The sequence below is a fragment of the Streptomyces sp. NPDC031049 genome, from assembly GCF_055571015.1.
The window spans coordinates 30590-53700 of sequence record NZ_JBVIGC010000009.1; the positions used below are offsets into that span (position 1 = coordinate 30590).

At 72.5% G+C, this 23111-nt stretch carries 21 protein-coding genes; 6 read left to right on the top strand and 15 right to left on the bottom strand.

What is annotated here, in order from left to right; genetic code table 11:
- Positions 1-60 precede the first annotated feature (60 nt).
- The 3 genes from ACZ45Q_RS16885 to ACZ45Q_RS16895 all read left to right on the top strand — a co-directional run bounded on the left by ACZ45Q_RS16885 (position 61) and on the right by ACZ45Q_RS16895 (position 4015).
- Positions 61-1995: a heavy metal translocating P-type ATPase gene (locus ACZ45Q_RS16885; RefSeq protein ID WP_468261796.1), complete on the top strand. Its 1935-nt coding sequence runs from the start codon at positions 61-63 to the stop codon at positions 1993-1995.
- A 61-nt stretch (positions 1996-2056) separates the two neighbouring features.
- A complete protein-coding gene (locus ACZ45Q_RS16890; RefSeq protein ID WP_468261799.1) occupies positions 2057-3523 on the top strand; it encodes an AlkA N-terminal domain-containing protein in 1467 nt (488 codons plus the stop codon).
- A 9-nt stretch (positions 3524-3532) separates the two neighbouring features.
- Positions 3533-4015 carry a methylated-DNA--[protein]-cysteine S-methyltransferase gene (locus tag ACZ45Q_RS16895; protein ID WP_468261247.1) on the top strand — a complete coding sequence of 161 codons (483 nt, stop codon included), beginning with the start codon at positions 3533-3535 and terminating at the stop codon, positions 4013-4015.
- Here the strand turns inward: ACZ45Q_RS16895 and ACZ45Q_RS16900 are convergent.
- Positions 4012-4737, bottom strand: coding sequence for an SIR2 family NAD-dependent protein deacylase (locus ACZ45Q_RS16900; RefSeq protein WP_468261249.1), 726 nt, complete (start codon positions 4735-4737; stop codon positions 4012-4014). The two genes, ACZ45Q_RS16895 and ACZ45Q_RS16900, sit on opposite strands and share 4 nt — an antisense overlap.
- Before the next feature lie 83 nt (positions 4738-4820).
- Here ACZ45Q_RS16900 and ACZ45Q_RS16905 point away from each other — a divergent pair, with 83 nt between their 5' ends.
- On the top strand, positions 4821-5024 hold the full coding sequence (locus ACZ45Q_RS16905; RefSeq protein WP_468261252.1) for a type II toxin-antitoxin system VapB family antitoxin: 204 nt from the start codon (positions 4821-4823) through the stop codon (positions 5022-5024).
- Positions 5025-5034: 10 nt separating this feature from the next.
- On the opposite strand, the gene ACZ45Q_RS16910 is transcribed toward ACZ45Q_RS16905, so the two are convergent.
- Together ACZ45Q_RS16910 and ACZ45Q_RS16915 are read right to left on the bottom strand one after the other, a co-directional pair.
- The gene (locus ACZ45Q_RS16910; RefSeq protein ID WP_468261255.1) at positions 5035-5529 is read right to left on the bottom strand and encodes an NUDIX domain-containing protein; all 495 of its coding nucleotides are present in this window, start codon (positions 5527-5529) and stop codon (positions 5035-5037) included.
- On the bottom strand, positions 5513-6649 hold the full coding sequence (locus ACZ45Q_RS16915; protein WP_468261258.1) for an ADP-ribosylglycohydrolase family protein: 1137 nt from the start codon (positions 6647-6649) through the stop codon (positions 5513-5515). The genes ACZ45Q_RS16910 and ACZ45Q_RS16915 overlap by 17 nt, the downstream gene beginning before the upstream one ends.
- Before the next feature lie 159 nt (positions 6650-6808).
- Here ACZ45Q_RS16915 and ACZ45Q_RS16920 point away from each other — a divergent pair, with 159 nt between their 5' ends.
- Positions 6809-7948, top strand: a complete 1140-nt coding sequence (locus ACZ45Q_RS16920; RefSeq protein ID WP_468261801.1) for a glycerate kinase — start codon at positions 6809-6811, stop codon at positions 7946-7948.
- Between the two features lie 275 nt (positions 7949-8223).
- On the opposite strand, the gene pssA is transcribed toward ACZ45Q_RS16920, so the two are convergent.
- The 9 genes from pssA to ACZ45Q_RS16965 all read right to left on the bottom strand — a co-directional run bounded on the left by pssA (position 8224) and on the right by ACZ45Q_RS16965 (position 19180).
- Positions 8224-9042, bottom strand: a complete 819-nt coding sequence (pssA, locus tag ACZ45Q_RS16925) for a CDP-diacylglycerol--serine O-phosphatidyltransferase (RefSeq protein WP_468261804.1) — start codon at positions 9040-9042, stop codon at positions 8224-8226.
- A 22-nt stretch (positions 9043-9064) separates the two neighbouring features.
- Entirely contained in the window at positions 9065-9721 is a 657-nt protein-coding gene (locus ACZ45Q_RS16930; RefSeq protein ID WP_468261260.1) for a phosphatidylserine decarboxylase, read from the bottom strand.
- A 170-nt stretch (positions 9722-9891) separates the two neighbouring features.
- Positions 9892-11097, bottom strand: coding sequence for an acyl-CoA dehydrogenase family protein (locus ACZ45Q_RS16935; RefSeq protein ID WP_468261263.1), 1206 nt, complete (start codon positions 11095-11097; stop codon positions 9892-9894).
- 3 nt (positions 11098-11100) lie between these two features.
- Positions 11101-11613, bottom strand: a complete 513-nt coding sequence (locus tag ACZ45Q_RS16940; protein ID WP_468261265.1) for a MaoC family dehydratase — start codon at positions 11611-11613, stop codon at positions 11101-11103.
- A 2-nt stretch (positions 11614-11615) separates the two neighbouring features.
- Complete coding sequence (locus tag ACZ45Q_RS16945) at positions 11616-12578, bottom strand: HpcH/HpaI aldolase/citrate lyase family protein (RefSeq protein ID WP_468261268.1); 963 nt, start codon at positions 12576-12578, stop codon at positions 11616-11618.
- Positions 12575-14623: a protein meaA gene (locus tag ACZ45Q_RS16950; RefSeq protein WP_468261271.1), complete on the bottom strand. Its 2049-nt coding sequence runs from the start codon at positions 14621-14623 to the stop codon at positions 12575-12577. Before ACZ45Q_RS16950 ends, ACZ45Q_RS16945 begins: the two co-directional genes overlap by 4 nt.
- A 10-nt stretch (positions 14624-14633) precedes the next feature.
- The gene (gene ccrA, locus ACZ45Q_RS16955) at positions 14634-15971 is read right to left on the bottom strand and encodes a crotonyl-CoA carboxylase/reductase (RefSeq protein WP_468261806.1); all 1338 of its coding nucleotides are present in this window, start codon (positions 15969-15971) and stop codon (positions 14634-14636) included.
- Between the two features lie 409 nt (positions 15972-16380).
- A complete protein-coding gene (locus ACZ45Q_RS16960; protein ID WP_468261273.1) occupies positions 16381-17190 on the bottom strand; it encodes a TetR family transcriptional regulator in 810 nt (269 codons plus the stop codon).
- Between the two features lie 184 nt (positions 17191-17374).
- Positions 17375-19180: a 3-hydroxyacyl-CoA dehydrogenase family protein gene (locus tag ACZ45Q_RS16965; protein ID WP_468261276.1), complete on the bottom strand. Its 1806-nt coding sequence runs from the start codon at positions 19178-19180 to the stop codon at positions 17375-17377.
- Between the two features lie 374 nt (positions 19181-19554).
- On the opposite strand from ACZ45Q_RS16965, the gene ACZ45Q_RS16970 reads away from it, so the two are divergent.
- Positions 19555-20130 (top strand): adenylosuccinate lyase, encoded by a 576-nt coding sequence (locus tag ACZ45Q_RS16970; RefSeq protein WP_468261279.1) that lies wholly within the window; start codon positions 19555-19557, stop codon positions 20128-20130.
- Between the two features lie 85 nt (positions 20131-20215).
- Here ACZ45Q_RS16970 and ACZ45Q_RS16975 read toward each other — a convergent pair whose 3' ends face one another.
- The 3 genes from ACZ45Q_RS16975 to ACZ45Q_RS16985 all read right to left on the bottom strand — a co-directional run bounded on the left by ACZ45Q_RS16975 (position 20216) and on the right by ACZ45Q_RS16985 (position 22871).
- Entirely contained in the window at positions 20216-20779 is a 564-nt protein-coding gene (locus tag ACZ45Q_RS16975) for a GNAT family N-acetyltransferase (protein WP_468261282.1), read from the bottom strand.
- Positions 20776-21174: a RidA family protein gene (locus ACZ45Q_RS16980; protein WP_468261285.1), complete on the bottom strand. Its 399-nt coding sequence runs from the start codon at positions 21172-21174 to the stop codon at positions 20776-20778. Before ACZ45Q_RS16980 ends, ACZ45Q_RS16975 begins: the two co-directional genes overlap by 4 nt.
- A 71-nt stretch (positions 21175-21245) precedes the next feature.
- A complete protein-coding gene (locus ACZ45Q_RS16985) occupies positions 21246-22871 on the bottom strand; it encodes an alpha/beta hydrolase (protein ID WP_468261288.1) in 1626 nt (541 codons plus the stop codon).
- Between the last annotated feature and the right edge of the window lie 240 nt (positions 22872-23111).

Genomic DNA, 23111 nt, shown 5'->3' on the forward strand with positions numbered 1-23111 from the left:
TCATCTTACGCACCCCCGCACAACCCATGAATGGATGAACGGGTCTTCATCTGTTCCTGTATGGTGCTGCGCGTGTCCACAACGCTCGCTCCCACCCCCGTCCCCTCGTCCACCCGCTCGGCGCCGCGCCGCCGCACCCGTGTCCTCGCCCTGCCCGAGGCCCGCTGGGCGCTCCTGTCGCTGATCGCCTTCCTGCTCGCCCTCGCCCTCGACCTCACCGGCGCCCCCGCCTGGGCCCACGGCCCGCTCTACGCGGTCGCCTACGTGGCCGGCGGCTGGGAACCGGCGCTGGAGGGCCTGCGTGCGCTGCGCGACAAGACCCTGGACGTCGATCTGCTGATGATCGTCGCCGCCCTCGGCGCGGCCGCCATCGGGCAGGTCCTCGACGGCGCCCTGCTCATCGTCATCTTCGCCACCTCCGGCGCCCTGGAGGCCCTGGCCACCGCCCGCACCGCCGACTCCGTGCGCGGCCTGCTCGACCTCGCCCCCACCACGGCCACCCGGCTGACCGAGGACGGCCGCGAGGAGACCGTCCCCACCGAGGAACTGCGCGTCGGCGACCTGGTGCTGGTCCGGCCCGGTGAGCGGATCGGTGCCGACGGCACCGTGACCGACGGCACCAGCGAGGCCGACCAGGCCACCATCACCGGCGAGCCCCTCCCCGTCCTGAAGCGTCCCGGCGACGAGGTCTTCGCCGGCACCCTCAACGGCACCGGCGCGCTGCGCGTCCGCGTCGGGCGCGACGCCGCCGACTCGGTGATCGCCCGGATCGTCACCCTGGTCGAGGAGGCCTCCCGCACCAAGGCCCCGACCCAGCTGTTCATCGAGAAGATCGAGCAGCGCTACTCGGTCGGTGTCGTCGTCGCCACCCTCGCCGTCTTCGGCGTCCCGCTCGCCTTCGGCGCCGACCTCGACGACGCCCTGCTGCGCGCCATGACCTTCATGATCGTCGCCTCGCCCTGCGCGGTCGTCCTCGCCACCATGCCGCCGCTGCTGTCCGCCATCGCCAACGCCGGCCGGCACGGCGTCCTGGTGAAGTCGGCGGTCGCCATGGAACGCCTCGGCGAGACCGACACCGCCGCCCTGGACAAGACCGGCACCCTCACCGAGGGCGCCCCCGAGGTCACCGCCGTGCGCCCGCTGCCGGGCTCCGGCCTCACCGAGGACGCCCTGCTCGCGCTGGCCGCCGCCGCCGAGCATCCCAGCGAGCACCCGCTGGCCCGCGCCGTCGTCGCCGCCGCCCGCGCCCGGGGACTGCGGACCGGCGACGCCCGGGACTTCACGGCGATCCCCGGCCGGGGCGTCACCGCGGTCGTCGACGGCCACCACGTGCGGGTCGGCCGCGCCGAGACCCCCGAGGGCGACGAGACCACCGTCGAGGTCGTCCGCGACGGCGTCCCCGTCGGCACCCTCACCCTCACCGACCGCCTCCGCGTCGACGCCGCCCGGGCCACCGCCGCGCTCACCGCCCTGACCGGCACCGCCCCCACCCTCCTCACCGGCGACAACGACCGCGCCGCCGCACGCGTCGCCGACGCCACCGGCATCACCGACGTCCGCGCCGGTCTGCTGCCCGAGGACAAGGTCACCGCCGTACGGGACCTGGAGCGGGCCGGCCGCACGGTGCTGTTCGTCGGCGACGGCGTCAACGACGCCCCCGCGCTCGCCGCCGCCCACGCCGGCGTCGCCATGGGCCGCGCGGGCTCCGACCTCGCCCTGGAGACGGCGGACGCCGTCGTGGTCCGCGACGAGCTGACGGCCGTGCCGGCGGTGGTACGGCTGTCCCGGCGCGCCCGCCGGCTGGTGGTGCAGAACCTGGTCATCGCGGGCACCTTCATCACCGTCCTGGTCCTGTGGGACCTCATCGGGCACCTGCCGCTGCCGCTCGGTGTCGCCGGACACGAGGGCTCCACCGTGCTGGTCGGCCTCAACGGCCTGCGACTGCTGCGCGAGACGGCGTGGCGATCCGGCGAGGACCAGCAGACGCAAGGTTGATGTCGGATTCTCGCCAGCCCCGGACCGGGCCGTCGACCATCCTGGACGCATGCAGAAGGGGATGCACACCCACACCGAACGCTGCGTCCGCGCAGTGCTGTCCAAGGACGCCCGGTTCGACGGCTGGTTCTTCACGGCCGTCCTGTCCACCGGCATCTACTGCCGGCCCAGCTGCCCCGCGGTGCCGCCCAAGCCGGAGAACATGACGTTCCACCCGAGCGCGGCGGCCTGCCAGCAGGCCGGGTTCCGGGCCTGCAAGCGGTGCCGCCCCGACACCACGCCCGGCTCCCCGGAGTGGAACGGCCGCGCCGACCTCACCGCACGCGCCATGCGGCTGATCGCCGACGGCGTCGTGGACCGCGACGGCGTGCCCGGACTCGCCGCCCGGCTCGGCTACAGCACCCGGCAGATCGAACGCCAGCTGCTCGCCGAGCTGGGCGCGGGCCCCCTCGCGCTGGCCCGCGCCCAGCGCGCCCAGACCGCCCGGCTCCTGATCGAGACGACCGCGCTGCCGATGGCCGAGATCGCCTTCGCCGCGGGCTTCTCCTCCATCCGCACCTTCAACGACACCGTCCGCGAGGTCTACGCGCTCGCCCCGACCGACCTGCGCAACCGGCGCTCCGGGACCGCGGCGCACACCCCCGGCGCCCTCTGTCTGCGCCTGCCGTTCCGGGCCCCGCTCAACCCCGACAACCTCTTCGGCCACCTCGCCGCCACCGCCGTACCCGGCGTGGAGGAGTGGCGGGACGGCGCCTACCGCCGCACCCTGCGGCTGCCGTACGGGCACGGCATCGTGGCGCTCACCCCGCAGCCCGACCACATCGCCTGCCGGCTGAGCCTGACCGACCTGCGGGACCTGCCCGTCGCCACCAGCCGCTGCCGCCGGCTGCTCGACCTGGACGCCGACCCGGTCGCGGTCGACGACCGGCTGCGCACCGACCCGCTGCTGGCGCCCCTGGTCGACAAGGCACCCGGGCGCCGGGTGCCGCGCACGGCCGACGCGGCGGAGTTCGCCGTCCGGGCGGTGCTCGGCCAGCAGGTCTCCACGGCCGCCGCCCGCACCCACGCCGCCCGCCTGGTCACCGCGCACGGCGAACCGGTCGAGGACCCCGAGGGCGGCCTCACCCACCTCTTCCCCTCGCCCGGCGCACTGGCCGAGGCGGACCCCGAGACCCTGGCCATGCCGCGCAGCCGCCGCACCACCCTCGCCACCCTCGTGAGCCACCTCGCCGACGGCTCCCTCCGCCTCGGCGTCGACAGCGACTGGGCCGAGACCCGCCGGCGCCTCCTCGCGCTGCCCGGCTTCGGCCCCTGGACGGCCGACGTCATCGCCATGCGCGCCCTCGGCGACCCCGACGCCTTCCTCCCCACCGACCTCGGCATCCGCCGCGCCGCACGGGAGCTGGGACTGCCGTCCACCCCGGCGGCGCTCACCGCCCGCGCGGCCGCCTGGCGGCCCTGGCGGGCGTACGCCGTCCAGTACCTGTGGGCGACCGACGACCACCCCATCAACTTCCTGCCCGTGTAAGGGAGACCCGTGAAACAGCACACGGTGACCGACAGCCCGTACGGCCCCCTCACCCTCGTCGCCGAGGACGGCGTCCTGTGCGGCCTCTACATGACCGACCAGCGCCACCGCCCGCCGCAGGAGACCTTCGGAGAACGCGACGACCGGCCGTTCGGCGAGGCCCTCGACCAGCTCGGGGCGTACTTCGCCGGCGACCTGAAGCACTTCACCCTGGAACTGCGGCTGAGGGGCACGCCCTTCCAGCGCAGGGTCTGGGACGCGCTGCGCACCATCCCGTACGGCGAGACCCGCACCTACGGCCGGCTCGCCGACGCCCTCGGCAACCCCGCCGCCTCCCGCGCCGTCGGCCTCGCCGGCGGCCGCAACCCGATCGGCATCATCGTCCCCTGCCACCGCGTCGTCGGCGCCAGCGGCGACCTGACCGGCTACGGCGGCGGCCTGGACCGCAAGCGCCGCCTGCTGGACTTCGAACGGGGAGCGGGGCTGTTCTAACCGGCGAGGGTGCGCAGCAACTCCGGCAGCGCCGTGCCGATCGGCTCCCGGAGCACCTCGTCGGCCAGGTCGTCGTACGGCGTCGGCTCGGCGTTGACGATGATCAGGCGGGCCCCGTGGTCGGCGGCCACCCCGGCCAGCGCGGCGGCGGGCTGCACCTGGAGGCTGCTGCCGACGGCGACGAACACCTCGCAGGCCTCGGCGACGGCGACCGCCTCGCCGAGCACGACCGGATCGAGCCGCTCGCCGAACATCACCGTCGCGGACTTCAGGATGCCGCCGCACTCCAGGCAGGGCGGATCGTCCTCGCCGGCCTCCACCCGGGCGAGCGCGTCCCGCATCGAGCCGCGCGCACCGCACCCGGTGCACACGACGCCGTGTGCGCTGCCGTGCAGTTCGAGGACCTTGCGCGCGGGCATCCCGGCCAGCTGGTGCAGCCCGTCCACGTTCTGCGTGATCACCCGCACCGGCACCCCCGACCGCTCCAGCCCGGCCACCGCCCGGTGCGCGGCGTTCGGCTCGGCCCGCAGGGCGTGGGTCTCGCGCCGCATCCGCCACGAACGGCGCCGGATCTCCGGATCGCCCATGTAGTACTCGTACGTCACGAGCTTCTCGGCCTCCGGATCGCGCCGCCACAGACCGTGGGGACCGCGGTAGTCGGGGATGCCGGAGTCGGTGGAGATGCCGGCACCGGTCAGGAGGGCGACCAGGGGCTTGCTCATGGCCCCGAGCGTAGGGCGCCCGGGACCGGGGCGGCGAGCGGATAATCCTTCCGCGGTGGGGCGCCGGGTGCTAGCGTCCCGGCATGGCCAAGGTCACCGTCTCCCTGGACGCCGAGCTCGTGGTGGAAGCCATGGTGCTGGCCGGCGTCGGCACCCCGCAGGACGCCGTGGAGCTCGTCGTCCGCGACTACATCCAGCGCGGGCACCGCACCGAGGCCAGGACCGCCGAGCGGGACGAGGCGCTGCACGCCGTCGACGCCAAGCCCCAGGACCACCAGGGAGGCTGACGGGCGGCGGTCAGCCGACGCGGCGGCCGTTCTCCAGTTCCACCGTGCCGCCGTTCTCCGCCAGGGCGTCCAGTCCGGCCAGCACCCGGCCGAGCAGAGCGCCCAGCAGGTGGTCGGGCAGCTCCTCCCGGGGCACCAGCCGCCAGGACAGCAGCTCCTCCTCCTGGAGCCGGATCGCCTTGAGGTCCTCCTCGCCGAGCACCCCGCCGTCGTACAGATAGGACACCAGCGGCGGCCGGTCCGGTCCCGGTACCCAGTCCACCACCAGCAGCCGGCCCAGCTCGACGTCGAGGCCGATCTCCTCGGCCGTCTCCCGCCGCGCCCCCTGCCGCGGGGTCTCACCGGCGTCCGACTCGACCGTGCCGCCGGGCAGCGTCCAGCCCTCCCGGTAGTTGGGCTCGACGAGCAGCACCCGGCCCTCGGCGTCCCGCAGCAGCGCGGCGGCACCGCACAGGACGCGCGGCAGACCGGCGATGTACGTGGCGTAGTCAGGTGTCGTGGTCATCCCGGAAGGGTAACCGGGGCCGGGCCGGTCGATGCCCGGCCTCCGCGAGGCGCACCGTGCGCTCGGCCAGCTCACTGATGCGCACGCCGTCGAACCCGAAGACGGCACTGCGCACCGTGTCCCGCAGCGGCTCCGTCCACTGCGCCGGGATGGCCGCCGCACCGCACAGCACTCCGGCCACCGACCCGGCCGTCGCCCCGTTGGAGTCGGTGTCCAGCCCGCCGCGCACGGTGAGGGCGATGGTGCGGGTGAAGTCGCCGTCGCCGTACAGCAGCCCGGCGGTGAGCACGGCGGCGTTCGGGACGACGTGGATCCAGCCGAGCCCGGCGGTCTCCTCCGTGACGGTGGCCAGCGTGTCCTCCCAGCTCAGCCGGGCGTCGTGCAGGGAGATCACTCGGCGTACGGTGCGGGCCAGCCGGCTGCTCGCCGGGACGACGGCGAAGGCCTCGTCCAGCGCGTGCCGCACGGTCGGGGCCGTGAACGCCGCCGCGATCAGCGCCGCCGCCCACATGGCGCCGTAGACGCCGTTGCCGGTGTGCGACAGCACCGCGTCCCGGCGGGCGAGCAGCGCGGCACGGCGCGGGGCGCCGGGGTTGGTCCAGCCGTGGACGTCGGCGCGGATCAGGGCGCCGATCCACTCCTGGCAGGGGTTGTCGTAGGTGGCGGTCAGCGGCGGCTTGAGCCCCTTGGCCAGGTTCCGGTACGCCGCCCGCTCCGCGGTGAAGGTCTGCAGGTAGGGCAGCCGCAGCAGCCACAGGTCGCCGACCTGCTCGGTGCTGAAGCCGAAGCCGTGGGTCTCCAGCAGGTGCAGGCCGAGGACGGCGTAGTCGACGTCGTCGTCGCGGCAGCTGCCGTCGATCCGGCCGCGGACGCAGGCCCGCCACTCGGGCCGCAGCAGCGCGGCGTCGCCGTCGCCGTCGTCGCCGGTGGCCAGGGGCTCGGGCAGGTAGTCGGTCAGCGGCAGGGCGCCGGTCCGCCGCAGATAGCGGTCGATGCGGTCGCGGGTCCACACCTCGCCCTGCTCGACGGGCTTGCCGAGCATGTTGCCGGCGATCCGGCCCAGCCAGCCGCCGTGGACGCGGTCGGGCAGTCCGGGGGCGGCGATGCGTTCAGGGGTCATGTCTGCGGTGTACCCGCTCACGGCGGCCCGCGGGCCGTTCCACGGTCCGGGCAGGGCATGACGGCGGGGCGGGTGTGAGGTTAAGGTCGCAGCGGCGCGACTGCCTTGACGTGCGCAAGGCCCGAAGAGCAAGGGGATAGCAAGGTGGCTGACGCTGCAGTGGACGGGGCCCGTCGGGTGCTCGTCGCCGCGGACAAGTTCAAGGGCTCGCTGACGGCCGTGGAGGTCGCCGAGCGGGTGACCGCCGGGCTGCGCCGGGTGGTGCCGGACGTCGTCGTGGAGGCGCTGCCGGTGGCCGACGGCGGCGACGGCACGGTGGCCGCGGCCGTCGCGGCCGGGTTCGAGCGCCGGGAGCTGCGGGTCGTCGGGCCCGTCGGCGACGAGGTGACGGCGGCGTACGCGCTGCGCGGCGACACCGCGGTCGTGGAGATGGCCGAGGCGAGCGGGTTGCAGCGGCTGCCCGAGGGCGTCCTCGCGCCGCTGACGGCGTCCACGTACGGCTCGGGGGAGCTGCTGCGGGCCGCGCTGGACGCGGGGGCGCGGACGATCGTGTTCGGCGTCGGCGGCAGTGCGACGACGGACGGCGGCGCCGGGATGCTGGCCGCGCTGGGCGCACGCTTCCTGGACGGGGACGGCAAGCCGGTGGCGCCCGGTGGCGGAGGGCTCGCCGAGCTGGCGACCGCCGACCTGTCCGGCCTCGACCCGAGGCTCGCCGAGGTCGAGCTGGTCCTCGCCAGCGATGTCGACAACCCGCTGACCGGGCCGAAGGGCGCCCCGGCGGTCTACGGTCCGCAGAAGGGCGCCTCGCCGGAGGACGTGCGGACGCTGGACGCGGCGCTCGCGCACTTCGCGAAGGTGCTGGAAGGCGTCGTGGGCGCGAAGGCCGCCGAGTACGCGGCGTCGCCGGGGGCCGGTGCCGCGGGCGGCATCGGTTACGGGGCGCTGCTGCTGGGGGCGCGGTTCCGGCCCGGTATCGAGGTCATGCTGGACGTCCTCGGCTTCGCGCCGGCCCTGGAGCGGGCCGAGCTGGTGATCACCGGTGAGGGCTCGCTGGACGAGCAGACCCTGCACGGCAAGGCGCCGGCGGGCGTGGCCGCGGCGGCCCGGGCGGCCGGCAAGGAGGTCGTCGCGGTGTGCGGTCGGCTGGCGCTGCCGGCGGAGGTGCTGGGGCGGGCCGGGATCCGGCGGGCCTATCCGCTGACGGAGGTCGAGCCGGATGTGGCGCGCTGCATCGCGGAGGCGGGGCCGATCCTGGAGCGCGTGGCGCAGAACATCGCCCGCGACTTCCTGACCCCCTGACCCACCCCGACGTTCCTCGCCCCCGCCGCCCCTACCCATTCCCGTCCCCTGGGGGCTGCGCCCCCAGACCCCCCTTTTCGGCCTGACGGCCTCGTCCTCAAACGCCGGACGGGCTGAAAGTTCAGCCCCTCCGGCGTTTGAGGAGCAGGGGTCCGGGGGCGGAGCCCCCGGGGTGGGACGGGTAGGGGCGGCGGGGGCGAGAACAACCCGGCCGGGACGGCGAAGGGCCCCGGACCCGAGTCGGGTCCGGGGCCCCACGCCAGGGAGCGCGAGCGCTACGGCAGCTGCGCCGCCCGCGCCTCCCGCCGGTTGTCCCGGAAGTTGTTCACCCGCCGAGCCGTCGCGAACAGCGGAATCACCGCCCCCATCACCAGCTGCAAGGCACATCCCGTCTGCAGCAGCAGCTGCCCGCTCGGCGCGTCGAAGGCCCACGCCGCCAGCAGCCCCATCGACAGCACGATCCACGACAGCATCGCCACCGCCAGCCGGCCCCGCGGCTTCGGGTACTCCACCCGGCTCACCATCAGCCACGCCGTCCCGAGGATCGCCAGCAGCGTCGCCACGAAGGGCAGCTCCAGCAGCACGATCGACACGACGGTCAGCGCGCCGAACGGCGACGGCATGCCCTGGAACGTGCCGTCCTTCACGGTGACGCAGGAGAATCGCGCAAGCCGCAGCACCACCGCCAGCAGCACGACGATCGCACCGACCGCCGCCACCCGCTGGTACGCGTCGTCCGCGACCATGCCGTACACCAGGACGAAGTACGCCGGCGCCAGCCCGAAGCTGATCAGGTCGGAGAGGTTGTCCAGCTCCGCGCCCATCGGCGAGGAGCGCAGCTTGCGGGCGACCAGACCGTCGAACAGGTCGAAGATCGCCGCGCACAGCATCAGGATGACCGCCGTGGCCGCGCTGTGCCGGGCCATGCCCGACTCCTCGCTGCCGGTCAGATGCGGGATCAGGATGCCGGTGGTGGTGAAGTACACCGCCATGAAGCCGCAGGTCGCGTTGCCGAGGGTGAGCGTGTCCGCTATCGACAGGCGCAGCGACAGCGGCATCTCCTCCTCTTCGTCCACCTCGTCGGCCTCCGGCACCCAGCCGGGCTTGGTCTCCGGGTCAATCACGGTCAATGCGAGTCACCCCAGCCACCGTCTTCTGGCCGACCTCGACCGCGACCTCCACGCCCTCGGGCAGGTAGAGGTCGACGCGCGAGCCGAAGCGGATCAGACCGATGCGGTCGCCCTGCTCGACCTTGGTGCCCTGCGGCACGTAGGGGACGATGCGGCGGGCCACCGCGCCGGCGATCTGGATCATCTCGATGTCGCCCAGCTCGGTGTCGAAGTGCCAGACGACGCGCTCGTTGTTCTCGCTCTCCTTGTTGAAAGCGGGAACGAAGCCGCCGGGCACGTGCTCGACCGACGTCACGGTGCCGGACAGCGGTGCCCGGTTGACGTGGACGTTGAGCGGGCTCATGAAGATGGCGACGCGGGTGCGGCCGTCCTTCCACGGCATGATGCTCTGCACCACTCCGTCGGCGGGCGAGATGACCCGGCCCTGGGCGATCTCGCGCTCGGGGTCGCGGAAGAACCACAGCATCCCCGCCGCGAGCGCGGTGGCGGGAACGGCGACGGCCTTGGCGGCACCCGAACGGCGGGCGCGGGCCAGGCTGAGGGCTGCGGTGGCGACGGTCGGCAGGAGCCACGGCGATGCTCCGCGCGCGAGGCGTACGCCGGCGAGGCTGTCGCGAGGTGCAGAGGTTTGGCTGTGGGGCATGGATGACCTTCGTAGCGGATCAGGCCGCGCTTCGACGGGGGACGGCGGCTTTCCGGCGATCGTAGCGGCTCGGGGCGGCAACTGGGTAAGCCAGGAAGCCGAGTCGGCGGCCGAAGACTGCCTACGGGGTGTGATCTTCTTCTCCAAGAAAACACCCCGTATCCGGACATCTAGCCCTGGAATCGATACTCTTCGAGCAGCCTGCGACCGATGATCATTTTCTGGATCTCGGCGGTGCCTTCACCGATCAGCAGCATCGGCGCCTCGCGGTAGAGACGCTCGATCTCGTACTCCTTCGAGAAGCCGTAGCCACCGTGGATCCGGAAGGCGTCCTCCACGACCTCCTTGCAGTATTCGGACGCGAGGTACTTCGCCATCCCTGCTTCGAGGTCGTTTCGTTCGCCGGAGTCCTTTTTGCGTGCGGCGTTCACCATCATCGCATGAGCGGCCTCGACCTTGGTAGCCATCTCCGCGAGCTTGAACTGGATGGCCTGGTGCTGGGCGATCGGCTTGCCGAAAGTGTGACGCTGCTGGGCGTACCGGACACCCAGCTCGAAGGCACGCTGAGCGACGCCGCAGCCACGTGCCGCCACGTTGACGCGGCCGACCTCGACGCCGTCCATCATTTGGTAAAAACCTCGGCCGGTGACGCCGCCGAGCACCCGATCGGCCGGAATGCGCAGTCCGTCCATGATCAGCTCGGTGGTGTCGACGCCCTTGTAGCCCATCTTGTCGATCTTCCCGGGGATGGTCAGGCCGGGCCGGACCTCGCCGAAGCCGGGCTCCTTCTCCACCAGGAACGTCGTCATCGACTTGTGCGGCGCCGTCCCCTCGGGGTGACCCTCGTCACTGCGGACCAGGACGGCCACGAGCGACGACGTGCCGCCGTTGGTCAGCCACATCTTCTGGCCGGTCAGGACGTACTCGTCGCCGTCCCGCACCGCCTTCGAGGTGATGGCCGACACGTCCGAGCCGAGCGCCGGCTCCGACATCGAGAACGCACCCCGGATGTCACCGGCGGCCATGCGGGGCAGGAAGTGGTCCTTCTGCTCCTGCGTGCCGTGCTGCTTGAGCATGTACGCCACGATGAAGTGCGTGTTGATGATGCCGGACACCGACATCCAGCCCCGGGCGATCTCCTCGACGCACAGCGCGTAGGTCAGGAGCGACTCGCCCAGGCCCCCGTACTCCTCGGGGATCATCAGGCCGAAGAGGCCGAGTTCCTTCAGGCCGTCGACGATCGCCTGCGGGTACTCGTCGCGGTGCTCCAGCTCGGTGGCGACCGGGATGATCTCCTTGTCCACGAAGTCGCGGACGGTGGAGAGGATCTCCTGCTGGACGTCGGTCAGACCGGCGGTCTGGGCGAGACGGGCCATCGCTTACTTCCCCTGTTCCTTCAGCTCGGGGCGGCCCGGCTGCTCGCCGCCGCGCTCCTTGATGTACGTCTCGGTCGGCACCATCACCTTGCGGCGGAAGACGCAGACCAGGGTGCCGTCCTGCTTGTAGCCCTTGGTCTCGACGTGGACGATCCCGCGGTCGTCCTTCGACTTCGACGGCCACTTGTCGAGCACGGTCGTCTCGCCGTAGATCGTGTCGCCGTGGAAGGTCGGCGCGACGTGCCTGAGCGACTCGATCTCCAGGTTGGCGATCGCCTTGCCGGAGACGTCCGGCACGCTCATGCCGAGCAGCAGCGAGTAGACGTAGTTCCCGACCACCACGTTCTTGCCGAAGTCCGTCGTCTTCTCGGCGTAGTTCGTGTCCATGTGGAGCGGGTGGTGGTTCATGGTGAGGAGACAGAACAGGTGGTCGTCGTACTCGGTGACCGTCTTGCCCGGCCAGTGCTTGTACGTCGCCCCGACCTCGAACTCCTCGTAGGTGCGTCCGAACTGCATGCTCACGCCTCCGGGATCTCGAACGTGCTGGTGCGCTGCATGCCGGCGGCGCGGCCCTTGCCCGCGACGACCAGCGCCATCTTGCGGCTGGCCTCGTCGATCATCTCGTCGCCGAGCATCGCGGAGCCCTTCTTGCCGCCCGCCTCGGACGTGTAGTACTCGTACGCGTCCAGGATCAGCTCGGCGTGGTCGTAGTCCTCCTGCGACGGCGAGAAGATCTCGTTGGACGCCTCGACCTGGCCCGGGTGCAGCACCCACTTGCCGTCGAAGCCGAGGGCGGCGGCGCGTTGCGCGACCGCGCGGTAGCCGTCGACGTTGCGGATCTGGAGGTAGGGGCCGTCGATCGCCTGGAGGTCGTTGGCGCGGGCCGCCATCAGGATCTTCATCAGGATGTAGTGGTAGGCGTCCGCCGGGTAGCCGGGCGGCTGCTCGCCGACGACCAGGGACTTCATGTTGATGGACGCCATGAAGTCGGCCGGGCCGAAGATGATCGTCTCCAGGCGCGGGGAGGCCTGGGCGATCTCGTTGACGTTGTTCAGGCCCTGCGCGTTCTCGATCTGCGCCTCGATGCCGATCCGGCCGACCTCGAAGCCCATCGTCTTCTCGATCTGGGTGAGGAGGAGGTCCAGGGCCACGACCTGCCGGGCGTCCTGGACCTTCGGCAGCATGATGCAGTCCAGGTTCGGGCCGGCGCCCTCCACCACCGTCACGACGTCGCGGTACGTCCACTCCGTCGTCCAGTCGTTGACGCGCACGACGCGGGTCTTGCCGGTCCAGTCGCCCTCGTTGAGGAACTTGACGATGGTGTGCCGCGCCTCGGGCTTGGCGAGCGGCGCGCACGCGTCCTCCAGGTCGAGGAAGACCTGGTCCGCCGGGAGGCCCTGGGCCTTCTCCAGGAACCGGGGGTTGCTTCCCGGCACCGCCAGGCAGGAGCGGCGCGGCCGAAGCCGGTTCACGGTCGTCATGCGGGGACCTCCAGGGGGTCGAGCTTGTTCGCGTTGCGGATCTCGTCCACGATCCGGCCGATGATGCCGGTGATGTCGAAGTCCTTCGGTGTGAAGACCGCGGCCACTCCGGCGGCCCGCAGCTCTTCGGCGTCACCGTTGGGGATGATGCCACCGGCGATCACCGGTATATCTGTGGCACCGGCCACATGGAGGCGCTCCAGCACGTCCGGCACGAGCTGGGCGTGCGAGCCGGACAGGATGGACAGGCCGACCGCGTGCACGTCCTCCGCGAGGGCCGCGTCCACGATCTGCTCCGGCGTCAGCCGGATGCCCTGGTACACCACCTCGAAGCCGGCGTCCCGCGCGCGCACCGCGATCTGCTCGGCGCCGTTGGAGTGGCCGTCCAGTCCGGGCTTGCCGACCAGGAAGCGCAGCTTGCCGACGCCGAGGTCCTGGGCGGTCAGCTCCACCGCCTTGCGCACCCGGGCCAGCGCGGTGCCCTCCTCGGCGGCGACCGCCACCGGTGCGGAGGACACGCCCGTCGGCGCCCGGAACTCGCCGAACACCTCGCGCAGGGCCCCGGCCCATTCGCCGGTCGTGACGCCCGCGCGGGCGCACTCCAGGGTGGCCTCCATGAGGTTGTCGGTGCCGCGCGCGGCCTCCTTCAGCCGCTCCAGCGCCTTGCAGGGGCGCGGATGGTTGAACGGGGGCTGGTAGCGGGTGTCGCGCCAGTGCTGGAGCGAGGCGATCACCCGGGCCTCCACCGCCGGGTCCACGGTCTGGATCGCGGTGTCCAGGTCGGCGGTGAGCGGGTTGGGCTCGGTGCCCTCGAAGGCGTTGACGCCGACGATCTTCTCCTCGCCGGACTCGATGCGGGCCCGGCGCTCGGCGTGCGAGGCGACCAGCTGCGACTTGAGGTAGCCGGACTCGACGGCGGCCATGGCGCCGCCCATCTCCTCGATCCGCTCCATCTCGGCGAGGGCGGCCTCGACCAGCTCGTCCACCTTCGCCTCGATGACCTTCGAGCCCTCGAAGATGTCGTCGTACTCCAGCAGGTCGCTCTCGTAGGCCAGGACCTGCTGGATGCGCAGCGACCACTGCTGGTCCCAGGGGCGGGGCAGGCCCAGCGCCTCGTTCCAGGCGGGCAGCTGCACGGCACGCGCGCGTGCGTCCTTGGAGAGGGTGACCGCCAGCATCTCCAGCACGATCCGCTGGACGTTGTTCTCCGGCTGCGCCTCCGTCAGACCGAGGGAGTTGACCTGGACGCCGTAGCGGAAGCGGCGGTGCTTGGGGTTCTCGATGCCGTACCGCTCGCGGGTGACGCGGTCCCAGATGCGGCCGAAGGCGCGCATCTTGCACATCTCCTCGATGAAGCGGACGCCCGCGTTCACGAAGAAGGAGATCCGGCCCACGACGTCGCCCATGCGCTCCTGCGGCACCTGGCCGGAGTCACGGACCGCGTCGAGCACGGCGATCGCGGTGGACATCGCGTACGCGATCTCCTGGACCGGTGTGGCGCCCGCCTCCTGCAAGTGGTAGCTGCAGATGTTGATCGGGTTCCACTTCGGCATGTGGGAGACCGTGTACGCGATCATGTCCGTCGTCAGGCGGAGCGACGGCCCCGGCGGGAACACGTGGGTGCCCCGGGACAGGTACTCCTTGACGATGTCGTTCTGGGTCGTGCCGCTGAGCTTGGTGATGTCCGCACCCTGCTCCTCGGCGACGACCTGGTAGAGCGCCAGCAGCCACATGGCCGTGGCGTTGATGGTCATCGAGGTGTTCATCTGCTCCAGGGGGATGTCCTGGAACAGCCGGCGCATGTCACCCAGGTGCGCGATCGGCACCCCGACCCGGCCGACCTCGCCGCGGGCGAGGATGTGGTCGGAGTCGTAGCCGGTCTGCGTCGGCAGGTCGAACGCCACCGACAGACCCGTCTGGCCCTTGGCGAGGTTGCGCCGGTACAGCTCGTTGGACGCCTCGGCCGTGGAGTGACCGGCGTAGGTGCGCATGAGCCACGGCCGGTCCTTCTCCCGCCTCGTCGCGGCGGGCTGACGCTCACTCATACGGCGCCTCTCAGACGTTCCGGAAGCGGTTGATGCCGTCGAGGTGCCGGGCGCGCATCTCCGCGTCGCGGACGCCGAGGCCCTCCTCGGGCGCCAGGCACAGGACGCCGACCTTGCCCTGGTGCAGGTTGCGGTGCACGTCGTAGGCGGCCTGGCCGGTGTCCTCGAGGCCGTACGTCTTCGACAGCGTGGGGTGGATCTTGCCCTTGGCGATGAGGCGGTTGGCCTCGTAGGCCTCGCGGTAGTTGGCGAAGTGCGAGCCGATGATCCGCTTCAGCGACATCCACAGGTAGCGGTTGTCGTACTCGTGCATGTAGCCCGAGGTGGAGGCGCAGGTGGTGATGGTGCCGCCCTTGCGGGTGACGTAGACCGAGGCGCCGAAGGTCTCGCGGCCGGGGTGCTCGAAGACGATGTCGATGTCCTCGCCGCCGGTGAGTTCGCGGATGCGCTTGCCGAAGCGCTTCCACTCCTTGGGGTCCTGGGTGGTCTCGTCCTTCCAGAACTTGTAGCCCTCGGCGTTGCGGTCGATGACGTGCTCGGCGCCCATCTTCCGGCAGATCTCGGCCTTCTCGGGGGAGGAGACGACACAGATCGGGGTGGCGCCGCCGGCCAGCGCGAACTGCGTGGCGTAGGAGCCGAGGCCGCCGCTCGCGCCCCAGATCAGGACGTTGTCGCCCTGCTTCATCGCCGCGCCGTTGCGGGAGACAAGCTGCCGGTAGGCGGTGGAGTTGACCAGGCCGGGGGCGGCGGCCTCCTCCCAGGTGAGGTGCTTGGGCTTCGGCATGAGCTGGTTGGTCTTCACCAGCGCGATCTCGGCGAGGCCGCCGAAGTTGGTCTCGAAGCCCCAGATGCGCTGCTCGGGGTCGAGCATGGTGTCGTCGTGGCCGTCGGGGGACTCCAGCTCGACGCTCAGGCAGTGGGCGACGACCTCGTCGCCGGGCTGCCAGGCGTTGACGCCGGCGCCGGTGCGCAGGACGACGCCGGCCAGGTCGGAGCCGATGATGTGGTACGGCAGGTCGTGCCGCTTGGTCAGCGGGGAGAGCCTGCCGTAGCGCTCCAGGAAGGCGAATGTGGACACCGGCTCGAAGATCGAGGTCCACACCGAGTTGTAGTTGACCGAGGAGGCCATCACGGCCACCAGGGCCTCGCCCGGGCCCAGCTCGGGCAGGGGCACCTCGTCGAGGTGGATCGACTTGCGGGGGTCCTTGTCGCGGGTGGCGAGGCCCGCGAACATCTCCGTCTCGTCCTTGTGCACGGTGATCGCGCGGTACGACTCGGGGAGCGGCAGGTTGGCGAAGTCGGCCGAGGTGGACTCGGGCGCCTGGATCGCGGCCAGGATGTCCTTCATGGTCACGGTGTTGCCTCCGGCGTCGAGCGCCCTGAGGGAGGGGCGCTGAGGGTTACGTCGGTGCTGCTGAGGATCGGTGAGGGTGGGTGCCGTCGGTTCGGCGGGTGGTGCTGTGCGGCGGCGCTTGGTTGGCGCGGGAGGTGTGCCTGTGACGCAGGCGTCCGGGTCACGGTGATGGCCCGCGGGGACAGCCCGGACACCTTCAACGTATGACACCGCGTGTCACGTCGCAAGGCACTGAGTGCCAGAACTTGCTCTCAGATGAAATCTTTACGCGACAGATGAGCGATGATCGATCGAACGGCCTCTGCGCAGGGGTGAAAAACGGGCACTGACATGCAAAAACGGCCACCCGGCGGGTGGCCGTTCTCACAGGGCGCGGCGGGGCTCGACGCCCCCGGAAACCGCCTCAGCGCTCCTTCAGCGTCTGCTCGATGGCCCGCATGACCTCGTCCAGCGGGGCGTCGGTCCGGGCGACGGTCACCAGCACCTCGCCCTCGCCGAAGGTGCCGGCCGCGGCCGGTGCCGAGGACCCGGCACGCCCGGCGCCGATGCCCGTGCCGAACGTCTTCCGCACGATCGCGAAGGCGTGGTCCAGCTGCGCCTCCACGTCTCCCTGCCCGCCGGCCCGCAGCCAGCGCCGCAGGACGTGGTTGTGGGCGGTGACCACGGCGGAGGCGGCGACCTCCGCCAGCAGCGGGTCGTCGTTGGCGTCGTCGGCGTGCGCGTGCTCGTCGAAGTGGCCCAGCAGATAGCGGGTGAACAGCCGCTCGTAACGGGCCACCGAGGCGATCTCGGCCTCGCGCAGGGTGGGCACCTCCCGCGTGAGCTTGTACCGGGCGACCGAGATCTCCGGCCGGGCCGCGTACATCTTCATGACTTCCTTGATGCCGCGGCACACCGTGTCGAGCGGGTGCTCGTGGGCCGGGGCGGCGTTCAGCACCGCCTCGGCGCGGACCAGGGTGTCGTCGTGGTCGGGGAAGATCGCCTCTTCCTTGGAACGGAAGTGACGGAAGAAGGTGCGGCGGGCGACCCCGGCAGCCGCCGCGATCTCGTCGACGGTGGTCGCCTCGTACCCCTTGGTCGCGAAGAGTTCCATCGCGGCGGCCGCCAGTTCCCGGCGCATTTTCAGCCGTTGGGCGGCGGCTCGGCCGCCCGCGGCCCTCTCCGGAGCGTCGGGCGTAGCTGGTGTACGTGAGGACTTGGCGGGCTGGGACATGACCCGAACGTACTGCATCCGCGCAGCCGGGCGCGCGTGACCTGGGTTTCCGCCGGCCCGTCGGGGCGGGGATCCGGGCCGGGCGGCCAAGGGAGCGTCCGGCCCGGCGGGCGGGGGGCGGCTGCCGGGGTCCAGCAGCCCGCCCCACTCCTCGCCCGGCCGGAGCCAGTCGTCGGGCCGTGGGTCAGCGGCGGGCATATTCGCGGAAGCCGCGGCCGGTCTTGCGGCCGAGGCAGCCCGCGGCCACCAGGTGCTCCAGGAGCGGCGCCGGGGCCAGACCCGGGTCGCGGAACTCCCGGTGCAGCACCTTCTCGATGGCCAGCGAGACGTCCAGCCCCACCACGTCCAGCAGTTCGAACGGGCCCATCGGGTAGCCGCCGCCCAGCTTCATCGCCGCGTCGATGTCGTCGAGCGAGGCGTAGTGCTCCTGCACCATCTTGACCGCGTTGTTCAGGTACGGGAACAGCAGGGCGTTGACGATGAACCCGGCCCGGTCGCCGCAGTCCACGGGGTGCTTGCGGATCGTCGCGCACACCTCCCGGACGGTGGCGTGCACGTCGTCCGCGGTCAGCACCGTGCGCACGACCTCCACCAGCTTCATGGCCGGCGCCGGGTTGAAGAAGTGCATGCCGATCACGTCCTGCGGGCGCGAGGTGGCGCGGGCACAGGCGACGACGGGCAGCGAGGAGGTGGTCGTGGCCAGGACCGCGCCCGGCTTGCACACCTTGTCCAGCGCGGCGAACAGCTGCCGCTTGACCTCCAGGTCCTCGGCGACCGCCTCCACCGCCAGGTCCACGTCGGCGAAGTCGTCGTACGTGCCGGCCGGCGTGATCCGCTCCAGGGTCTGCGCCGCGGCCTCGGCGGTCATCCGGCCCTTGTCGACCGAGCGGGCCAGCGACTTGCCGACCCGGGCCTTGGCCGTCTGCGCCTTCTCCTCGCTGCGGGCGGCGAGCACCACCTCGTACCCGGCCTTGGCGAACACCTCGGCGATGCCGGACGCCATGGTGCCGGAGCCGGCCACACCGACCGACCGGACGGGGCGCCCGGCGACCGGGCCGGCGCTCTCCCGCGGGGTCAGCGCGTCCGGCACGACGACGGCGCTGCCCGGCGCCTCGTAGGTGTAGAAGCCGCGCCCGGCCTTGCGGCCCGTCAGGCCCGCCTCGCTGAGCTGCTTCAGGATCGGCGCCGGGGCGTGCAGCCGGTCCCGGGAGGCGGTGTACATGGCCTCGAGCACCGTGCGCGCGGTGTCGACGCCGATCAGGTCCAGCAGGGCCAGGGGGCCCATCGGCAGGCCGCAGCCCAGCCGCATCGCGGCGTCGATGTCCTCGCGGGAGGCGTAACGCGCCTCGTACATCGCCGCGGCCTGGTTGAGGTAGCCGAACAGCAGCCCGTCGGCGACGAACCCGGGCCGGTCGCCGACCGCGACGGGCTCCTTGCCCAGGTCCACGGCGAGGTCGGTGACGGCCGTGACCGCCGCCGGGGAGGTCAGCACCGAGGAGACGACCTCGACCAGCTTCATCGCCGGGGCCGGGTTGAAGAAGTGCAGGCCCAGCACCCGCTCGGGGCGGGCGGAGTCCGCGGCGAGGCGGGTGACGGACAGCGCGTTGGTGCCGGTGGCCAGGATCGTCTCCGGCCGCACGATGCCGTCGAGCTCCCGGAAGATCTGCTGCTTGATCTCGTACGACTCCGGCGCCACCTCGATCACGAGGTCGGCGTCGGCCGCCGCGCGCAGGTCGGTGGCGGTGCGGACCCGGGCGAGGGCGTCCGCACGCTCCTGGTCGGTCAGCCGGCCCCGCTCCACGGCGCGGGCCAGGGACGCCTCCAGGGCGGCGACCGCCTTCGTGGTCTGGGCCTCGCCGATGTCGATGCCGACGACGTCGCGGCCGGCCTTGGCCAGGACCTCGGCGATGCCGGTGCCCATGGTGCCGAGGCCGACGACGGCGACGGTCCGGAGCGGGGACTGAGGGGTGTCGGACAGGGGAGTGGCCATCGCGGACTCCAGGAATGAGGGTGACGACGGAAGACGCCCCCGGGTGCGCCGAGGGCGCACCGGGTGCGGTGGAGTGCGGGTGTCTGCCGGGCTGCGAGCGCACACGCCCGGTGCCGTCGGGGCGGGCGATGCACATGCCCGCGCGGCGGCGAGAGGCCGACCGGCCCTGTCCCGGGGCCGAGTCGTACAAGCGGTACCTGAGAGGAACCGAACCGACTGCGTCTCACGACGGCCGCGTCACCAGACCGCCGTGAGCAGTGCTGCGAGTGGGTAACTCGCTCGATTGAGCTTAACTTGCGGGTAACGAGCGCGCCAGTCCCCGGTGTTTGTGATGTACGTCCCCCGCGGCGGGCGACGCGCCTAACCTCGGTGCCATGGACGAAGAGTTGCGATCACTCACGGAGCGCTTACGCGCCGAGTCGGGGGCGTCGCCCGCCTACGAGCGGCTGGTGTCGACCGGCGACCACGACGAGCTGGCGGCGGTGCTCACCGAGCCGGGACAGCCGCTGTGGGCCCGGGAACTCGCCGCCTTCCGTCTGGGGGTGGCGGGGGACCGGCGGGCCTTCGAGTCCCTCGTGCTGCTGCTCAACCACCGCGACCCGCCGCGCTGCGCCGCCGCCGCCCACGCCCTGGCCCGGCTCGGCGACCCGCGCACCGCCCGCGCCGCCGCCGCCCTCGCCACCAACGAACTGCGCGTCGCCTACGCCCTGCACCCGGTCCGGCTGCTGACCGGGCTGCGCGCCCCCGAGGCGGTGCCGGCCCTGATCACCACCCTGGAACGGCGGCTGCGCCCGCACGACCCCTACCGCCGGGTGGCCCTGGCCTGCGTGGAGGGCCTGGGCGCGCTCGGCGACGCCCGGGCCCGGCCGGTGCTGAAGGCGGCCCTCGCCCACCCGGCCCTGGCGGAGGCGGCGGTGCGGGCGCTGGCGCGGATTCCGGAGTCGGGGTGAGCGGGGTGACCGGCAACCGGCATGGGCCGTCGGCTGTCGTGGCTGCCGGCGCCGGCGTCAGTCCCCCGGCGACCGGCGCGGCCCGTCAGCCGGTCAGCGGCCTGGCGCAGCGCACCTCGGGGACGGTGATGCCCTCCACCTCGAACGGTTCCTCCGCGCCGTCGGCGTGGAAGCCCGCGCGCTCGTAGAACCGCCGGGCGCGGTCGTTGCCCTTCAGCACCCACAGCAGCATCCGCGGGTACCCGGCGGCGGTGCAGCGGCGCACCGACTCGCGGAGCAGGGCCTGCCCGACGCCGTCGCCCAGCCGGCCCGGGTCGACGTAGATCGCGTACAACTCGGCGTCGGCGGTGTACGCCTCGCCGTCCCGGTACGGGCCGTGACAGGCCCAGCCGACCAGCCGGCCGGCGCCGTCCTCGGCGACCAGGTTCACCACCTCGGAGGGCGCGCGGGTGAAGAAGTCGCGGCGCCGCCCGGCGTCCTCGGCGACGTCGAGCGCGTCGAGGTACGACTGCGGCACCAGACCCCGGTAGGCGTGCTGCCACCCGCGGACGCGGATCTCGGAGACGCGGTCGCAGTCGGCGAGGACCATCTCCCGCACGTGCGGTGCGGGGACGCGCACCGCCCTGTCCGGCCTGCCCGGAGCCGTCATTCGGGCACCACCGCGAAGGCCTCGATCTCCATCAGGAACTCGGGGCGCACCAGCGCGGCGACCTGCACCGCCGAGGCGGCCGGCAGCCGGTCGTCGGGCAGGTGCTCGGCGCGGACCGCGCGGATGGCCGGCAGGTGGGCCATGTCCGTGACGAAATACGTCAGTTTGACCACGTGCTCGAAGCCGGCCCCGGCGGCGGCCAGGCAGCGCCGGAGGTTGTCGAACACCTGGCGCGCCTGGGCGGCGGGGTCGCCCTCCCCGACGATCCGGCCCTCCGCGTCCAGGGGGAGTTGCCCGGAGACGGCCACGAAGCGGCCGGTGCCGAGGACGACATGGGAGTACTGGGCGGCGGGGGCGACCCCGTCGGGGGCGGTGATCCTGGTCGGCTCGCTCATACGCCCATGATGGATCACGGGACCGACAACGCCCGCCGCCCGCCTCCCGCGCGGAGGCGGGCGCCGGGCGCTCAGCCGCGGAAGCCGAGCAGCCCGTGCAGCGTCGCCCCGCGCGCGGACGTCGCCGCGGCCTTCGACGTCAACGGCTTCGGCTCGGGCAGCGCCTCGCACACGGCGTCGGCCTCGCCGTCGCCGCGCGGGAGGGTCCCGTCGGCCAGATAGGCCGTCAGATGCCGGTCCAGGCAGGTGTTGCCGCTGAGCGTGATGCCGTGGTTGCCGCCGCCGTCCTCCACCACGAGGCGGGAGCCGCGCAGCAGACGGTGCACCGAGACGCCGCCCTCGTACGGGGTCGCGGCGTCGTGCGTCGCCTGGAACAGCAGCGCCGGCGGCAGCTCGTCGTTGCCGACGTCCACCGGACGCCGCGGCGGGACGGGCCAGAAGGCGCAGGGCGCGTTGTACCAGGCGTTGTTCCAGGTCAGGAAGGGTGCCTTGGCATGCGTCTCCCAGTTGTCCTCGCGCCACTCCTCCCAGTCCCGCGGCCATCCGGCGTCCCGGCACTCGACGGAGGTGTAGATGCTGTACCCGTTGTCCCCGGACGCGTCGACGGCGCCGAAGTTCTCGTACGCCTCCACCAGCGGACCGGTGTCCTGCTCGTTGACGTACGCCGAGAACGCCTCCGCCAGGTAGGGCCAGTAGCCGTTGTAGTACCCGCCCGGCAGATAGGTGTCCTCCAGTTCGGCGGCACCCACCTTCCCGCCCGCGGGCCGCTTCCCCAGCGCCTCGCGCATCCGGTACCACGCCGTCTCGACCCGCTCCGGATCGGTGCCGAGCCCGTAGGCGGCGTCGTGCCTGGCCACCCACGCCAGGAAGGCCCGGTGCCGGTCGTTGAAGGCCAGGTCCTGCCGGAGGTTGGCCTCGTACCAGACCCCGGTCGGGTCGACGACGGAGTCCAGCACCAGGCGGTGCACCCGCTCCGGGTGCAGCTTGGCGTAGACGGCACCGAGGTAGGTCCCGTACGAGTACCCGAAGTAACTGATCCGCGGCGCGCCCAGCGCCCGGCGGACCGCCTCCAGGTCGTGCGCGGCGGCGACCGTGTCGATGTACGGCAGTACGCGCGCGTACTTGCTGCCGCAGGCCTCGGCGAAGGACTTGGCCCGCGCGAGGTTGGCCCGCTCGATCGCGTCGGTGAGGGGCACCGAGTCGGGCCGCACCGGATCGAAGTGCCCGGGCCGGCAGTCCAGCGCGGGTTCGCTGACGCCCACGCCGCGCGGATCGAAGCCGATCACGTCGTACTGCGCGGCCACCTCCTTGGGCAGCGAGGCCGCCACGAACCCGGCGAGCGTCCGTCCGCTCCCGCCCGGCCCGCCCGGGTTGACCAGCAGCGGGCCCTGGGACCGCCGCGCGGTGTGCGGGACACGGGACAGCGCCAGCGTGATCTTCTCCCCGCCCGGGCGGCCGTGGTCGAGCGGCACGTCGAGGGACGCGCACTCCAGCGTCGGGTAGTCGGCCGTTCCGCACTTCGTCCAGGAGAGCCGTGAGGAGGCGTCGGGAACGGCGGGGGTGTCGGGAACGGCGAGGGCGTCGGGCGTGACCGGGGACGCCGTCGCGCCCCGCGGGACGCCCGCCTCCGCGGGCGCGGCGGCGCAGGTCCCGGCCAGGACGGCGGCGGCGCACAGCACGGCTGCGCGGTGTCTCATGGGGCCTCCCAGAACGCCAGGGGCGGGCGGTCCGCGTCAGTCGCGGTTCTCGCCGCATCGTTCCGGGCGGCGTCCGAGGAGGAACGTCTTCTGCCGATAGTTGACCCGATCGGATCGGATGATGCCCTCGAATGTCCTCCGACGCCGAACGGCCTCGGACGAGCGTGAGCGGGTTCGACCGCACACCGCCCCCGGGCAGACGGGCCCGGATGAAAGGGGACAGCCCCTGGGCTTCCGGCG

Bases quoted from the DNA above. Each gene is read 5' to 3' on its own strand.
- ACZ45Q_RS16960 (WP_468261273.1), bottom strand. From the start codon at position 17,190: ATGTCCCAGCCCGCCAAGTCCTCACGTACACCAGCTACGCCCGACGCT.
- ACZ45Q_RS16950 (WP_468261271.1), bottom strand. From the start codon at position 14,623: ATGAGTGAGCGTCAGCCCGCCGCGACGAGGCGGGAGAAGGACCGGCCG.
- ACZ45Q_RS16905 (WP_468261252.1), top strand. From the start codon at position 4,821: ATGGCCAAGGTCACCGTCTCCCTGGACGCCGAGCTCGTGGTGGAAGCC.
- ACZ45Q_RS16940 (WP_468261265.1), bottom strand. From the start codon at position 11,613: ATGCAGTTCGGACGCACCTACGAGGAGTTCGAGGTCGGGGCGACGTAC.
- ACZ45Q_RS16885 (WP_468261796.1), top strand. From the start codon at position 61: ATGGTGCTGCGCGTGTCCACAACGCTCGCTCCCACCCCCGTCCCCTCG.
- ACZ45Q_RS16900 (WP_468261249.1), bottom strand. From the start codon at position 4,737: ATGAGCAAGCCCCTGGTCGCCCTCCTGACCGGTGCCGGCATCTCCACC.
- ACZ45Q_RS16975 (WP_468261282.1), bottom strand. From the start codon at position 20,779: ATGACGGCTCCGGGCAGGCCGGACAGGGCGGTGCGCGTCCCCGCACCG.
- ACZ45Q_RS16930 (WP_468261260.1), bottom strand. From the start codon at position 9,721: ATGCCCCACAGCCAAACCTCTGCACCTCGCGACAGCCTCGCCGGCGTA.
- ACZ45Q_RS16910 (WP_468261255.1), bottom strand. From the start codon at position 5,529: ATGACCACGACACCTGACTACGCCACGTACATCGCCGGTCTGCCGCGC.
- ACZ45Q_RS16980 (WP_468261285.1), bottom strand. From the start codon at position 21,174: ATGAGCGAGCCGACCAGGATCACCGCCCCCGACGGGGTCGCCCCCGCC.
- ACZ45Q_RS16965 (WP_468261276.1), bottom strand. From the start codon at position 19,180: ATGGCCACTCCCCTGTCCGACACCCCTCAGTCCCCGCTCCGGACCGTC.
- ACZ45Q_RS16890 (WP_468261799.1), top strand. From the start codon at position 2,057: ATGCACACCCACACCGAACGCTGCGTCCGCGCAGTGCTGTCCAAGGAC.
- ccrA (WP_468261806.1), bottom strand. From the start codon at position 15,971: ATGAAGGACATCCTGGCCGCGATCCAGGCGCCCGAGTCCACCTCGGCC.
- ACZ45Q_RS16985 (WP_468261288.1), bottom strand. From the start codon at position 22,871: ATGAGACACCGCGCAGCCGTGCTGTGCGCCGCCGCCGTCCTGGCCGGG.
- ACZ45Q_RS16935 (WP_468261263.1), bottom strand. From the start codon at position 11,097: ATGGCCCGTCTCGCCCAGACCGCCGGTCTGACCGACGTCCAGCAGGAG.
- ACZ45Q_RS16945 (WP_468261268.1), bottom strand. From the start codon at position 12,578: ATGACGACCGTGAACCGGCTTCGGCCGCGCCGCTCCTGCCTGGCGGTG.
- ACZ45Q_RS16970 (WP_468261279.1), top strand. From the start codon at position 19,555: ATGGACGAAGAGTTGCGATCACTCACGGAGCGCTTACGCGCCGAGTCG.
- ACZ45Q_RS16915 (WP_468261258.1), bottom strand. From the start codon at position 6,649: ATGACCCCTGAACGCATCGCCGCCCCCGGACTGCCCGACCGCGTCCAC.